Origin of the sequence: Xenorhabdus budapestensis (assembly GCF_002632465.1) — a bacterium.
Taxonomy (GTDB): domain Bacteria; phylum Pseudomonadota; class Gammaproteobacteria; order Enterobacterales; family Enterobacteriaceae; genus Xenorhabdus; species Xenorhabdus budapestensis.
The window spans coordinates 1-14,252 of the sequence record NZ_NIBS01000012.1 but is presented as its reverse complement, the minus strand read 5'-3'; the positions used below and the strand labels follow the sequence as shown (position 1 = coordinate 14,252).

Here is a 14,252-nt window from a genome sequence, read left to right as displayed (position 1 = left end):
CCCCGCCTAGTCGGGGGTTTTTCATCTCTGGTGAGAAGTCATGAAAAATATTATTCAAACAATCAACGAACTAAGAACAACATTGCGTCATCATGAGTATTTGTATCATGTTATGGATGCGCCAGAGATCCCTGATGTGGAATACGATCGCTTAATGCGTGAGTTGAAATCACTGGAAGAACAGCATCCAGAGTTGATTACGGCAGATTCTCCTACCCAACGGGTTGGAGCAGCGCCATTAACTGCATTTGAGCAGGTTCGTCACGAAATTCCGATGTTATCTCTGGATAATGTATTCGATGAAGAAAGTTATCTGGTATTTGATAAACGTGTTCGTGATCGTCTGAAAGACAGTCGCGAATTGGTATTCTGTTGTGAATTTAAACTCGATGGTGTGGCTGTCAGCCTGTTGTATGAAAATGGCGAATTAGTACAGGCTGCGACTCGTGGGGATGGTACGACAGGAGAAAATATTACCGCCAATATTCGTACAATTCGCGCGATTCCTCTGCGTTTGAAAGGAGACAACATTCCTGCTCGTGTTGAGATTCGTGGTGAAGTCTTTATGAAGCAAACGGGTTTTGAAAAACTCAATGAAGAAGCGCGCCGTACAGGTAATAAAGTATTTGCTAACCCTCGCAATGCAGCCGCAGGATCACTGCGCCAGCTCGACCCACGTATTACAGCCAAGCGTCCGCTGACTTTTTATTGTTATGGCATTGGTGTGATTGACGGTGGAGAGTTGCCAGCAAGCCACTACGAGCGGCTGATGCAATTCAAACAATGGGGGCTGCCGGTTAGCGATAAAGTGAAATTGTGTCAGGGAACCCAACAAGTATTGGATTTTTACCACGAGGTAGAGCAACAGCGCCCGACTCTGGGTTTCGACATTGATGGTGTTGTCATTAAAGTGGACTCCCTTGAATTACAGGAAACATTGGGGTTTGTAGCCAGAGCTCCACGTTGGGCAACCGCATTTAAGTTTCCTGCACAAGAACAGATAACAATCGTACGTGATGTCGAGTTTCAGGTAGGACGCACAGGGGCAATTACACCAGTTGCACGTCTGGAACCAGTACAGGTTGCAGGTGTGATAGTCAGTAACGCTACATTACACAATGCGGATGAAATTGAACGACTGGGGCTGCGTATAGGAGATACCGTCATTATTCGCCGGGCAGGTGATGTGATTCCGAAAGTTGTTGGTGTGGTAAAGGAGCAAAGACCAACAGAAAGCCAGGGAGTAACTTTCCCACAGCATTGTCCTGTTTGTGGTTCTGATATCGAACGTATTGAAGGCGAGGCTGTAGCGCGTTGTACAGGTGGCTTATTTTGTGGGGCACAACGTAAAGAAGCGCTCAGACACTTTGTTTCCCGTCGTGCGATGGATGTGGATGGAATGGGAGAGAAAATTATTGAACAGTTGGTTGATAAGGAATATGTCAAAACACCAGCCGATCTTTTCCGTTTGACCGCAGGGCAATTAACCGGCCTTGAGCGAATGGGGCCAAAATCCGCTCAGAATGTGGTTAATGCTCTGGAAAAATCCAAGAAAACCACATTTGCCCGTTTCATCTATTCTTTAGGCATTCGTGAAGTTGGAGAAGCCACTGCGGCTAATTTAGTTGCACATTTTGGCACATTGGAAAAATTGCGTGCAGCAGATACGGAAGCATTAATTGCTGTACAAGATGTAGGTGGTGTGGTTGCCAGCCATGTAGTTAATTTCTTTAACGAACCGCATAACCAGACAGTAATTGATGATCTTGTCAATAATATTGGCATCTGTTGGGAAGCGGCGGAAATACCGCAACCAGAAGAAATCGATAGCCCATTTGCGGGTAAGACCGTAGTTTTGACTGGCTCATTAAACCTTTTATCCCGGGATGAGGCCAAAGACAAATTAGTTGCGTTGGGCGCGAAAGTCACAGGCAGTGTCTCCAAGAAAACAGATTTGGTGATTGCGGGTGAGGCTGCGGGATCTAAATTAGCCAAAGCGGCAGAATTGGGTATAACTGTGATTGATGAAGAAAAAATGCTTCGTCTTTTAGGTGAATAATAAATAGAAAAGAAAACTTTCAGGAAAGAGGTGCTATTAGGATGCTTGATAATAAACCTTAATAGTGCCTTTAAATAAGATATTTTTGCATACATTAGTCGCCACGTTCCGGCTTAAAGTGTGATCAGGTTTGCTAAATAGGAATTTGTTGCCACTCTATAGTAAATTTATGTGATAGTTATCAATATTTATTATCGTATGTTGCAAAAATGCTATTATAAATTTGCACCTCGTCATGTTTGGAGTTCTTTTATGCCTCATATTTTTCACTTTGTTCTCGCTCTAGCGGTCATTGGCGGCTTGGCGGTTTTTGCGAGTAATAACCGGAAAGATATTCGGATTCGGTATATTATTCAGTTACTTGTTATTGAACTTGTTCTGGCGTGGTTTTTCCTTAATTCCAATGCTGGATTAGGGATCGTCAAAGGGTTTGACAGCTTGTTTGTCCACTTACTGTCTTATGCCGTGAAAGGTACTAGCTTTGTTTTCGGTGGTATGATTGAAGCAAATCTGGCATTTTTCTTCCTGAATGTACTTTGTCCTATCATCTTTATCTCTGCTTTGATCGGTATCCTGCAACATATAAAAATTCTGCCAATTATCATTCGTGCAATTGGTACTATGTTGTCCAAAGTTAATGGCATGGGAAAACTAGAGTCGTTCAATGCGGTCAGTTCATTGATTCTGGGACAATCAGAGAATTTTATCGCTTATAAAGATGTATTGAACAAAATGTCTGAGCGTCGGATGTACACAATGGCGGCAACAGCGATGTCTACGGTATCTATGTCTATCGTAGGTGCTTACATGACAATGCTGGATGCAAAATATGTGGTAGCGGCCCTGATACTTAACATGTTCAGTACCTTTATCGTTCTGTCCCTTATCAACCCTTACTCTGTTGAAAGTGAAGGGGATATCCATATGAGCAATCTGCATGAAGGGCAAAGTTTCTTTGAAATGCTGGGCGAGTACATTCTGGCTGGTTTCAAAGTCGCTTTGATTGTAGCGGCCATGCTGATCGGCTTTATTGCCTTGATTGCGGGTATCAACGCCGTTTTTGATATGGCATTTGGTATTTCTTTCCAGGAATGTCTGGGGTATGTTTTCTATCCATTTGCCTGGATCATTGGCATTCCCAGTGATGAAGCACTGAAAGTAGGTAGTATCATGGCAACTAAACTGGTTTCTAATGAATTTGTTGCAATGCAGAGTTTACAGGAAATTGCAGGACAATTGAGTGATCGTTCAAAAGGTATCCTGTCTGTATTCTTGGTTTCCTTTGCCAACTTTTCATCCATTGGTATTGTTGCCGGTGCTATTAAAGGCTTGAATGAAAAACAGGGGAATACTGTTGCGCGTTTTGGCCTGAAACTACTGTTTGGCTCAACATTGGTGAGTTTCCTGTCGGCTGCAATTACCGGACTGGTAATGAGCATTTAATTTTCTTAGCAATTTGAATTTTATCTTTTATATAAAGATAAAATGACTCAATAGGTCGGCATGATGAATAAAGAAAATTTGCTGGAGATCGCCAACACTGCCATGCCATTTGGTAAATACAAAGGACGGATGTTAATAGATCTTCCTGAAGAGTATTTACTTTGGTTTGCCCGTAAGGGGGAATTTCCACAAGGGAAACTGGGTGCACTAATGGAAATGACCCTTGCAATTAAAATTGAAGGGTTGGATTCATTGGTAAAGCCATTGAAAAAAACTGATTAGCCATAATTGCGGTCAAGTGGAGCTGTTGGTGCTGAAATATCGATCAGCGCACCACTTTTATCTTTAATTAAAAGACGACGCTGACCATAGGGCAAATCACGTGGTGGTTCAATAATTTCCAGAGCAAGGGTTTTGGCTTTTGAAAAATAGGGTTCAACATCCTTAACGACAAACGTGATAATCAGCCCCTGACAAGATTTTTGATATGAATCTGGGATAAATTTACTTGTCCTTAAAAAAGCTGAAACTTGCCCATCTGATTCAGAAGACATTGCTATAAACCAATCAGATTCGTATTCGATATTAAAATTCAATAGATTAACAAATAAATTGCTTGTGCCTGCCAGATCATCAGTAAGAATGTTAGTTAACATCTTGAGTTACCCATTCTTTCAGTGATGAAATCCGTTAGTCCTAATGTAAAACCAAGAGGTATTCCAACAAACCAGTAACCTAAAATGGGCACGTAGAATACTATTTTAGTCTCATGAAACCCTGGTAAAATACCTGATAATATGGAGTGTATAGAATCAAAAAGCTGAAAAAAGAATAAAAATATTGTGATACTAATAGCAATGTCTATGACAAGAGTATCTTTAGTGTACAAACCAATAATGAAATCGGCATATAGAAACTTGCATTCACATAATAAGCTACCGTCTTGATTGTCAAGTTTTGATAGCATAGTTTTCATCATATAATTGCTGCGTATTTAGTACCCCGTAGCACAAATGAACTAATTTACGCATCGCAGCTCCTAAAGCCAACATTTTCGCCTTTCCTTTATTAATCAATTTATTATATAAATCATTTATGTGGGGTTAAAACGAATTGCAGTTAGTGCAGACATAAACAACTTAGCACGGATTTCAGCAGGATCCGTTTTAGATAAGCGCACTCTACCATGCACCGATGTGCCTGACTGCTTTTCAATAGGAATAACACCAAGATATGCAGCTACTTGTGTTGCACTAGTAAAGGTATTCGTACGTAAGATAACCAGCATGTTAAGACCAATCTGAGATCCAACCCCCTTTATTGACGTAGACTCAAATTATTCGGATGGAACTTTCAGTTTAAAAATAAAAAGTATTACGATGATTTGATGTTTTAACAGACGGGCTGGTTTCATTATATTCAGCCACAAGAAAAATCCCTGAAAACTTGCGCTTTCAGGGATTCAGAATTTTGGTGGAGCTAAGCGGGATCGAACCGCTGACCTCTTGCATGCCATGCAAGCGCTCTCCCGGCTGAGCTATAGCCCCACAATTGTGGCTTAGGATAAGTATTTGGTGGAGCTAAGCGGGATCGAACCGCTGACCTCTTGCATGCCATGCAAGCGCTCTCCCAGCTGAGCTATAGCCCCAAATCAAAATCCTGTGGAACGGAGCGCATCATATGAAACCCAAAGAACTCTGTCAACGGATTCATTAATATTTCCGGTGTAAACGCTGAAAAAGCCATCAATGTTTGGTTGGGAGAATAAAAAATAAAGGCACTACAATAAATTGTGTGCCTTTATAACTTATTTTGGCCGATTTTTTAATGCTGATTATTGCGCTTCACGCTGGGCAATATAAGCCAGAGCTTTATCAATACGAGAGAGTGAACGTGCCTGATTAATAGCGTGGATAGTGACGTCAACACTCGGAGATTGACCAGCACCAGTAACTGCAACACGTAGTGGCATACCAACTTTACCCATGCCGACTTCTAATTCGTCAGCCGTTGACTGAATTGCATGATGGATATTCTCTGGTGTCCATTCGGTAATAGCAGCCAGTTTTTCACGGACAACTTCTAATGGCTGACGGGCCACCGGTCGCAGATGTTTTTTCGCAGCATCTGCATCGAACTCTGTAAACTCTTCATAGAAATAATGGCAAGCGTTGGCTATTTCTTTCAATGTCTTGCAGCGTTCACCCAACAGTTTAATCAGGTCAACTAGTTCCGGGCCAGTACGTGTATCAATACCTTGTTGTTCAATATGCCATGCTAAATGAACAGCTACTTTTTCCGCTGGCAGGGTATTAATGTAATGATGGTTCAACCATTGCAGTTTTTCAGTGTTGAAGGCGCTGGCTGATTTGCTGATAGCGTCAAGGCTGAACAGCTCAGTCATTTCTTCAACACTGAAAATTTCCTGATCGCCATGTGACCATCCCAAACGAACCAGATAGTTCAAAAGTGCTTCCGGCAGATAGCCATCATCACGATATTGCATCACGCTGACGGCACCATGACGTTTGGATAATTTTTTACCATCGTCACCGAGGATCATAGAAACATGAGCATATTCTGGTACTGGTGCACCGAGCGCTTTCAGAATATTAATTTGACGCGGGGTGTTATTGATGTGGTCTTCCCCACGAATAACGTGAGTGATTTCCATATCCCAGTCATCAATGACAACACAGAAATTATAAGTTGGTGAGCCATCAGTACGGCGAATGATCAAATCGTCCAACTCTTGGTTACTGAATTCAATCGGGCCACGGATGCTGTCATTAAAAATAACCGAGCCTTCCTGTGGGTTGCGGAAACGCACAACATGTGGCTCATTATGGATATGCTGGCACTCACTATCACGGCAACGACCGTCGTAACGTGGTTTTTCGCCATTTGCCATCTGAGTTTCACGTAATTGTTCCAAGCGCTCTTTAGAACAATAGCAGCGATACGCTGTATTTTGTTCCAGCATTTCATCAATAACCTGATTATAACGGTCGAAACGTTTGGTCTGATAATAAGGGCCTTCATCCCAATTCAGATTTAACCAGTTCATTCCGTCCATAATCGCATCAATGGCTTCCTGAGTTGAACGTTCCAGATCAGTGTCTTCAATGCGCAGAACAAATTCACCTTTGTTATGGCGGCTGTATAACCAGGAATAAAGGGCAGTGCGTGCGCCGCCAACGTGAAGATAGCCAGTAGGACTTGGCGCAAAACGGGTTTTTATTTTACTCATCGGGAATTGCCTTAATTACATTTCACTTTTCAGAGAACGTTTTGGATGATTGAAATAACAATAGTGGGGGTTATTTTATCACTGGACTTCAATTCCTCAATGGCGTTAATGGTAGGTTATTGAGAAAAGGTAAAATACATTGCCTAAATGATAACTCAAAGTGACTATAATTGTTTCATTCTGTGTAATTTTGCGACGAACAGAAATTTTAGTAATAAAAACCGTTGACTCACCTCGAACTATCCCTATAATGCGACTCCATCACGACGGGGCGATTAGCTCAGTTGGTAGAGCATCTCCCTTACAAGGAGGGGGTCATCAGTTCGAATCTGGTATCGCCCACCATTCTCTCGTAGTAATAAGCTGGAGAAAGTGGCAACCGTAGTGATAAAAAATGATTTTATGATTGGGCGATTAGCTCAGTTGGTAGAGCATCTCCCTTACAAGGAGGGGGCCATTGGTTCGAGTCCGATATCGCCCACCAATCATAACTCAGTGATATAGATGCCGTTACAATAACTTTTCAGTAATAGTCATCATGCAGTAATAGTCATCATGAAGTGGGCGATTAGCTCAGTTGGTAGAGCATCTCCCTTACAAGGAGGGGGTCATCAGTTCGAATCTGGTATCGCCCACCACTTCATTAGATTGTTCCGCAGTATCACAGCGATATTTACGATGGGTCGTTAGCTCAGTCGGTAGAGCAGTTGACTTTTAATCAATTGGTCGCAGGTTCGAATCCTGCACGACCCACCATCTTAAATATCAAAATCAAAATTATCTAATTGGGTCGTTAGCTCAGTCGGTAGAGCAGTTGACTTTTAATCAATTGGTCGCAGGTTCGAATCCTGCACGACCCACCATTTAGATATCAAAATCATAATTACCTAGTTGGGTCGTTAGCTCAGTCGGTAGAGCAGTTGACTTTTAATCAATTGGTCGCAGGTTCGAATCCTGCACGACCCACCATTTTCATCCAGCTATTTATAATCCAGCCATAAAATAATATACAGAAAAAATCTGTATCTGGTTTTTACTTAGATTATGTAAAAACAGCATAGTCCCTCAATAAGATTAGAAAATACTGTTTTTTTTACCTTGTTACTGAGTTTTTAATCCATAATTTTTAAATTTTGTCAAGATTCGTTGCATTTCTTCGGAAGAAAGTATCGGAATATTTTTTGCGGCATTTCCAACAACAAGCAGGATTTTTAAATAAAGTTTTGCTAGTATTTCCACCTCATTTGCCAGCCATAGTGCTTTTTCCAGATTGGCTTCCATCGCGATCATGCCGTGATGTTGCATTAACAGTGCGTTACTGTACTTAATTCCTTCCTTGACACTCTTTGCCAGTTCAGGAGTTCCAAAGGTTGAGTAGGGAATATGATCTGTCCCTGTCACCGCCACCATATAATGAATAGCAGGGATGGAATGATTGAGTATGGAAACTGCTGTTGCATTGACAGCATGGTTGTGCACAACGGCATTCAACTCAGGGCGTGCTTGATAGCAGGATAGATGAAAATGCCATTCACTTGATGGCACTTTATCCGGTTCAGTTTTCCCGTCATGTTTGATGTAGACAATCTGATCTGGGGTCAATCGTTCATAGGGAACACCACTGGGAGTGATAAGAAAACCATCCTGATAGCGAGCACTGATATTTCCCGATGTTCCTTGATTTAAACCCAGTGCATTCATCTTAAGACAAGCTTCAATGATTGACTGGCAGATATGTTTTCTATTTACCATAAAAAATAGCCATTACAAATATTTCTGGTATAAATCAGGGAAAAGCGTGCGCAATCCTTTTGTACTGGCATCACAGATCCCGCGTTCTGTAATTAATCCGGTAACTAATTCTGCTGGTGTGACATCAAAAGCATAATTTCCACAAAGTGTTTCTTGCGGAACGATATTGACCCAATTGCGCTTCCCTTCCGAAGTGAGCCCATAGACATGTGATTGCTCTTCACCTGAACGTTGTTCAATAGGGATCTTTTTTACTCCATCCCAAACCGTAAAATCCAGTGTCGGTGATGGTAAGGCAACATAAAATGGCACTTGATTTGCTTTGGCTGCCAGAGCCTTAAGATAAGTACCAATTTTATTGCATACATCCCCTCTGGCAGTCGTCCTGTCTGTACCAACAATACAAAGATCCACTTTCCCATGTTGCATCAAGTGACCTCCTGCATTATCAGCAATTAAAGTATGTGGTATACCGTGTGAACCTAATTCAAAAGCCGTTAATCCCCCCTGATTGCGAGGACGAGTTTCATCAACCCAAACATGAACTTTAATGCCTGCATCATGTGCCATATAAATGGGTGATAATGCAGTACCCCAATCCACTGTTGCCAGCCATCCCGCGTTGCAGTGAGTCAATATATTCACGACTTCACCTGCTGGTTTATTCTCAGCAACTCCTTGTATGATTTTTAGGCCATTTTCACCAATCTTACGGCATAGTTCGACGTCTTCATCAGCAATTTCGTTGGCAATACGATAAGCAGTCTCTTTACATTGTGGAGCGCGTGTATTTTCCAATACCTGATATGAACGCTCCAAAGCCCATTTTAAATTAATAGCAGTTAGCCGGGTTTTGACTAGCGTGTCATAAGCAAGTTGCAAATTCTCAGTGCTGCTGTTCTGATGCATTGCCAGTGCCATATCATAAGCGGCAACAGCACCAATTAAAGGTGCGCCACGTACCCACATATTTTTAATCGCTGTTGCAACATCCTGCATGGTGCTTAACTGAATGATTTATAATTCAAAAGGTAGCTTGGTCTGATCGAAAATTTCGACGGTATATCCATCGTCAGCAAGCCAAACAGAACGATAATGGATGCCATTAATTTTCATCTAAGTTTCTTAATCCTATGTGATATAACGTTTAATTAGTGAAAAATCTTGGTGTTTATGCTTGTTGACAATTAACTCACGTGCTAGTTTCAAGGCGCGTTTTTCACAAGTGGCGCGTAGTGTTATATCTTCAATCTTTTTGAAATCAGCGACATCGACAAAGCCAATAATACGGCGATTAATTTCAAGCCCGGCATAGACCAGAGTTTCTTCAAATAAATTGGAGAAAAAATTATCTTGTGCTGTTTTAAGGAACGATGAGCTGAAAGTTCCCTGCTGGTAAATTGTGATAGGATAGGCTTCTCCGGCACTCTTTTCATTCCATAATTGACGAAAATGATGCACAAATACTGCCCATGTCGTTTCAATCTGTGTTAGAAGCCACAACTGATAATCAGTACATTTCTTTTTATTATCTCGTAAAGCAGGTTGGGCAAAATAAGCGATAAACAGATTACCGATATAGTTGCCGATATCAAATGCCATTGGTCCCATAAAACTGAATTCTGGGTCGATTCCCTTTGTAGAATCCGGTGTTACCATAATGGAACCAGAGTGGAGATCACCGTGTAGTAAGGCTTGGACTTCAGTCATGAATTTGTATTTATACTGCATCACAGTTTGGATCATTGTCTGATCCTGCCAAACAGCGTGGGCGTCACTATCAAGTTGCGGAGAAGTCCAATTGTTTCTTTCGGCATTGAAATGTGGCTCTGTAAAAATCAGATCTTCGGTGATCTTACAAAGTTCGTGATTATTAGCAAAGCGGCTCACCAGCTCTTTTTTTCTTTACTGTCCATTCCGATATCAGAGGTGTGGAATAGGGTATCAGCAAGAAAAATTCCAATATCTTCTGCGAGATAAGGGAATTTCTGCCCGGCGATTAACTGCTTACGCAAGATAATATGCTGATATAAATATTCCATCACAAATAAAGACATTTCTTCATCGTAAAAATACACATCAGGAACATACTGGCTGACAAATTTATTTACTTCTAGCAGGTTATGATATTCAAAATAGGTACGATCAAGAGAAAGTTGCCATGATTCTCCTGCTGCCCGCATATAAGGTAAGGTTTGTTTGACAATAACCGTTTTTTCAGTTCCAGAAATAATGAAAACTAAGTTGAGATTCCCATCACCAACTTCCTTTATTTGCCATGTTTCAGGCAACCCGCCGAGTGAGATGGTTGTTGGTAAATTTTTCGCAAGATAATGTGGTAAGGATTCACAAGTTTGTGGGGTATATTCAGTAGGAACATAAGCAGACATTATTTTTCATCCTGATAATTTTATGAAGGGAAGTTCATAAGCTGTACAGTGATAACATATTCTGCGGTAATGGATTTTCACATTTGTTAACAATAAGTATACAAAAGTAAAGTGTCTGTGATGGAAATAACGAATATAGTCTACGACAGCGAAAGTCATCAGGTTTGTGGCTTTGGCAGAGGGGGAAGGCCATAAGCAGACCTGGCGCGATCACAGGCTTCATTGTAATCACCAGTTTCCCATGCTTGAGAAAACTCCCTACAAGGAGAAGGTCTTTTATCATAAATGGAACAGGAAACTGCGTGACCAATTTCCCCTTGTAGCTTTATACAACGAGGGTGTAGTTCATTCGTGCCTTTCATGCAATACATAAAATTGTTCAGTTTTTCAGTGGCAGAGATGGGAACTGTACCTCCTCCATCTTCTGCTTCTGCCCAATAAAACGAAACACGAAAATATGCACAGCAAGCACCGCAGCTAATGCAAGGATTATTCAAAGATTGAGAATTTAACACGTGACTCATACCAGATGTCTCTATCTAATTTTTGAGATATTCACTTAAGTAAAATAGCTCTGATTTCAAGAGATTATTTTTATATATCCTGAGTCTTTAAAGCTATAGCTTTGTTGGCTGTACTTTAAAATTCATAGGGTATATGGAAAGATAGCCTCTTTGAGAATAGATTATCTTTTTAGATAATAGGGGATATCAAGAGAAATTTATTTTTCAATGTTAAAAATCAAAAATAGTGTTATTAACAGACCACTTTTGATTTAGACAATTGAATATTACTTTTTAAAAATTAATAACAATTTTACTCTGAGAATGTTTGCTGAAAAAAGATAATAATATGCTTCAGTATTTCATTGTGAATTTTTTCCCGACTTCTCTTGCCTCCATCTTTACAAACTATTCCCTTTCCCGGAGCGTCTTTTTCGATTAGCACTATCGCATTAGGTTTACAATTTTGGATAAAGCTAAAATGCATTGCATCATCAATAATTACATATCTTGATTTATCTTTTGGAAGATTATTTGCCAGATATTCAGATTCCAGATCCGCAGGCGCATCTCCAACATCGACACCCGCAGCTATCACGAGTATCGGAGTATGTACCATACTCCGATTTTCAGGTGAAAAGCCTCTTGCTAACCCCAGATCAAGAGAGACGACGGCTTTAATTCGATGATCACCTAAATTACTATTTAGTTTTGCTTTGGCGACTTCGTTTTTATCTGTACCAAATTCAGAAAATATCCTACAAGAGGCGAGAATTTTATTGGATTTGCAGTCAGTGATTAAAAGATCCGAATTGAATCTAGCACCTGTAAGCTCGACAACAGTCCATCCTCCTAATGAGTGACCGATTGCCGCGATACGCTGTCGATCAACTACTCCGTAAAATCAGATTCATCCAGAATAAAATCAATAACTCGGCTTAGATCTTGAGGCCTTTCCCACAATTGCGTAGTGAATAGAGGACTTTTATCTTGTGTTGTCGTTTCGGGATGGGTTGGTGCAGCTACAACAAAACCTTTTTTGACCAGTTCACCAGCTAACCAATTAAGATTTCGCCAACTTCCTCTGTACCCATGAGACAGTACAACAAGAGGATATTTTTCTGATAACGGTGTGGCTTCTTTTAATATTGAAGTACCGTAATAGGCTGGATTTTCACCAACAATTACATAATTACCAACATCATTGGTGGGATACCATATAACGATATGCAAAGGGCGTTTACTTTCTTGATCTAAAAGTATTTCCCGAAAACCTATATTTCCCGATGCATAGGTTTGGATAGAGAAGGAAAACAGCAGGAAAATAAAAAAGCTTAGGTGTTTAGTCATTAAGATCTCCAATAGATAATGAGTTTAATAATACATTTAACTCGGTATAACTCAATTTTTCCTGATCGCTATTTTGTAGTAGGCCATTTTGTACAAAGTGTTTGATGCCTGCCTGTGTGACACCATAGGCTTGTTCGGCAAAAAAGATCCTCTTGAGACTCTTTTTACACCAGCAGCAAGATAAGCGTTAGCACGGAAAATTAAATGCTCAGGATCGGTATTTTCTCCGCGAAGCCATGAATCTATACGGGCATTGATAAATAAGCTGTAATGTATTTTGTTTGCGGCAGTACGCACTAAGGCAATACGTTCGGCACCATCATTTATGGACATTGATTTACCATATTGAGAATCTCTATGTTAATCCCTATGCAACCATTTTCCGGTTAGCTAACTAACTTGTCTGGGTATCCCAAACTCCAGGAGATTCCGGCACTGGTTGTTGCTATGGCTTTGACTCCGCATTGTTTAGCTAAACGAGTACTCATAACATCCCATGAGTTGGCTAATATGAGGTCTCTTTCTTCATGTAATTGACTAAGAACTTGAATTTTTTCGACCAGGCTTATTTTTGTCATGTTAGTTTCTCAATATTTTTTTATTTTCTTATAAAATAGAATCCATAATTGTAAATATCATGGTCATACATTTTTTAGAGCGATGCCAAATCATTACACTGTATATTTATATAGTTAACATATTGATTGATAAAAAAAGCACTGAATTAAAGCTATACCCTCCGTCTTTTAAGTTGCCTCTTTGTTGACTGCGCTTACTCACCCCGATCACCGTTTTTATAAACATACGGTTATCTATGCTCCCGGGGATTCGTTCCTTTGTCGCCGCGACGCAACTTGAAATCCATTGGATATATAATATCATTATTGTGTTAATAATTATTTCATATGAAAATATTTCCATTAAATTTTTTACTTTTCAAGTAGAGAAAAAATAGCATTAGTAATTTTATCTAAAGTAATATTATTGACATTCTCTGGTTCGTACAAGATAATACATATATCTTTTGATGTAAGTGGTGACCAATTTTCAGGCTTGGTAACACCATAAAGGGCAACAAGTTTTTTCTTTAATGCTGCTGATAAATGACAGATACCTCCAACTACAATCAGGGTCATATTATTTAATAATGCCAGAAAAGAATTTAGAGAATCGCACATGACAATTTTACTATTATCACCTATACGTGAATTTAAATTTTTAGCTGTATAAATATCATTGGGAAATGCTGAAATAATAAATTTTTCGGTAGGATATTTTTCTGAAATTTTACCAGAAATTAAAGTAAGGTTTTCATTATTAATTAAGCTATTTTTTCTATTATTGGAAACAGAAAATAAAATTAATGGTTCTCCTAGATAAATCGATGTGGATATATTATTTAACGTTAAGTGATTAAGAAAAATTAATTGCAAATTGAGCCCCATAACCTTCCAATAGCGTATTTAGCTCATACTCCATTGTCTCCTGAGTCCAGGTGATAAAAC

At 40.0% G+C, this 14,252-nt stretch carries 16 protein-coding genes, 8 tRNA genes and 1 pseudogene; 9 read left to right on the top strand and 16 right to left on the bottom strand.

Going from position 1 to position 14,252, the window contains the following annotated elements; all coding sequences use genetic code 11:
- Positions 1-40 precede the first annotated feature (40 nt).
- The 3 genes from ligA to Xbud_RS11820 all read left to right on the top strand — a co-directional run bounded on the left by ligA (position 41) and on the right by Xbud_RS11820 (position 3,784).
- Complete coding sequence (gene ligA / locus Xbud_RS11830; protein WP_099136249.1) at positions 41-2,059, top strand: NAD-dependent DNA ligase LigA; 2,019 nt, start codon at positions 41-43, stop codon at positions 2,057-2,059.
- Between the two features lie 252 nt (positions 2,060-2,311).
- Positions 2,312-3,502 carry a NupC/NupG family nucleoside CNT transporter gene (locus Xbud_RS11825; protein ID WP_099136248.1) on the top strand — a complete coding sequence of 397 codons (1,191 nt, stop codon included), beginning with the start codon at positions 2,312-2,314 and terminating at the stop codon, positions 3,500-3,502.
- 63 nt (positions 3,503-3,565) lie between these two features.
- Positions 3,566-3,784, top strand: coding sequence for a DUF3820 family protein (locus Xbud_RS11820; protein WP_099136247.1), 219 nt, complete (start codon positions 3,566-3,568; stop codon positions 3,782-3,784).
- Here the strand turns inward: Xbud_RS11820 and Xbud_RS11815 are convergent.
- The 6 genes and pseudogenes from Xbud_RS11815 to gltX all read right to left on the bottom strand — a co-directional run bounded on the left by Xbud_RS11815 (position 3,781) and on the right by gltX (position 6,752).
- Positions 3,781-4,158 (bottom strand): VOC family protein, encoded by a 378-nt coding sequence (locus Xbud_RS11815; RefSeq protein ID WP_099136246.1) that lies wholly within the window; start codon positions 4,156-4,158, stop codon positions 3,781-3,783. The genes Xbud_RS11820 and Xbud_RS11815 overlap by 4 nt on opposite strands.
- Positions 4,152-4,469, bottom strand: a complete 318-nt coding sequence (locus tag Xbud_RS11810) for an MATE family efflux transporter (RefSeq protein WP_244589939.1) — start codon at positions 4,467-4,469, stop codon at positions 4,152-4,154. Before Xbud_RS11810 ends, Xbud_RS11815 begins: the two co-directional genes overlap by 7 nt.
- Positions 4,453-4,826, bottom strand: a pseudogene (locus Xbud_RS21355) (transposase); the annotation flags it as partial. The pseudogene Xbud_RS21355 and the gene Xbud_RS11810, both read right to left, overlap by 17 nt.
- Before the next feature lie 147 nt (positions 4,827-4,973).
- Positions 4,974-5,049 (bottom strand) — tRNA-Ala (locus Xbud_RS11800).
- Positions 5,050-5,074: 25 nt separating this feature from the next.
- A tRNA-Ala gene (locus Xbud_RS11795) sits at positions 5,075-5,150 on the bottom strand.
- A gap of 186 nt (positions 5,151-5,336) precedes the next feature.
- Positions 5,337-6,752, bottom strand: coding sequence for a glutamate--tRNA ligase (gene gltX, locus Xbud_RS11790; RefSeq protein ID WP_099136243.1), 1,416 nt, complete (start codon positions 6,750-6,752; stop codon positions 5,337-5,339).
- A 269-nt stretch (positions 6,753-7,021) separates the two neighbouring features.
- Here gltX and Xbud_RS11785 point away from each other — a divergent pair.
- The 6 genes from Xbud_RS11785 (at position 7,022) to Xbud_RS11760 (ending at position 7,721) form a co-directional block, all read left to right on the top strand.
- Positions 7,022-7,097, top strand: a tRNA-Val gene (locus Xbud_RS11785).
- Between the two features lie 63 nt (positions 7,098-7,160).
- Positions 7,161-7,236 (top strand) — tRNA-Val (locus tag Xbud_RS11780).
- 78 nt (positions 7,237-7,314) lie between these two features.
- A tRNA-Val gene (locus tag Xbud_RS11775) sits at positions 7,315-7,390 on the top strand.
- 42 nt (positions 7,391-7,432) lie between these two features.
- Positions 7,433-7,508: transfer RNA gene (locus tag Xbud_RS11770), tRNA-Lys, on the top strand.
- A gap of 31 nt (positions 7,509-7,539) precedes the next feature.
- Positions 7,540-7,615, top strand: a tRNA-Lys gene (locus Xbud_RS11765).
- 30 nt (positions 7,616-7,645) lie between these two features.
- Positions 7,646-7,721 (top strand) — tRNA-Lys (locus tag Xbud_RS11760).
- Between the two features lie 132 nt (positions 7,722-7,853).
- Here Xbud_RS11760 and Xbud_RS11755 read toward each other — a convergent pair.
- From Xbud_RS11755 to Xbud_RS11720, 10 genes are all read right to left on the bottom strand, one after another.
- Positions 7,854-8,504, bottom strand: coding sequence for an L-fuculose-phosphate aldolase (locus tag Xbud_RS11755; RefSeq protein WP_099136242.1), 651 nt, complete (start codon positions 8,502-8,504; stop codon positions 7,854-7,856).
- 12 nt (positions 8,505-8,516) lie between these two features.
- Positions 8,517-9,518 (bottom strand): S-methyl-5-thioribose-1-phosphate isomerase, encoded by a 1,002-nt coding sequence (gene mtnA, locus Xbud_RS11750; RefSeq protein ID WP_339353658.1) that lies wholly within the window; start codon positions 9,516-9,518, stop codon positions 8,517-8,519.
- A gap of 117 nt (positions 9,519-9,635) precedes the next feature.
- Positions 9,636-10,394, bottom strand: coding sequence for an S-methyl-5-thioribose kinase (mtnK, locus tag Xbud_RS20535; protein ID WP_244589930.1), 759 nt, complete (start codon positions 10,392-10,394; stop codon positions 9,636-9,638).
- On the bottom strand, positions 10,391-10,894 hold the full coding sequence (locus tag Xbud_RS20530; RefSeq protein WP_244589929.1) for a hypothetical protein: 504 nt from the start codon (positions 10,892-10,894) through the stop codon (positions 10,391-10,393). Before Xbud_RS20530 ends, mtnK begins: the two co-directional genes overlap by 4 nt.
- A gap of 158 nt (positions 10,895-11,052) precedes the next feature.
- Positions 11,053-11,418, bottom strand: coding sequence for a YkgJ family cysteine cluster protein (locus Xbud_RS11740; RefSeq protein ID WP_099136241.1), 366 nt, complete (start codon positions 11,416-11,418; stop codon positions 11,053-11,055).
- 292 nt (positions 11,419-11,710) lie between these two features.
- Entirely contained in the window at positions 11,711-12,016 is a 306-nt protein-coding gene (locus tag Xbud_RS20190; RefSeq protein ID WP_211283524.1) for an alpha/beta hydrolase, read from the bottom strand.
- Between the two features lie 272 nt (positions 12,017-12,288).
- Entirely contained in the window at positions 12,289-12,747 is a 459-nt protein-coding gene (locus tag Xbud_RS20185) for an alpha/beta hydrolase family protein (RefSeq protein ID WP_211283523.1), read from the bottom strand.
- A 51-nt stretch (positions 12,748-12,798) separates the two neighbouring features.
- Positions 12,799-13,080, bottom strand: coding sequence for an isocitrate lyase/phosphoenolpyruvate mutase family protein (locus Xbud_RS11730; protein ID WP_099136240.1), 282 nt, complete (start codon positions 13,078-13,080; stop codon positions 12,799-12,801).
- A 53-nt stretch (positions 13,081-13,133) separates the two neighbouring features.
- A complete protein-coding gene (locus Xbud_RS21350; protein ID WP_099136239.1) occupies positions 13,134-13,325 on the bottom strand; it encodes an isocitrate lyase/phosphoenolpyruvate mutase family protein in 192 nt (63 codons plus the stop codon).
- A gap of 351 nt (positions 13,326-13,676) precedes the next feature.
- Positions 13,677-14,180 carry a glycosyltransferase family 9 protein gene (locus tag Xbud_RS11720; RefSeq protein WP_169923064.1) on the bottom strand — a complete coding sequence of 168 codons (504 nt, stop codon included), beginning with the start codon at positions 14,178-14,180 and terminating at the stop codon, positions 13,677-13,679.
- Positions 14,181-14,252 lie beyond the last annotated feature (72 nt).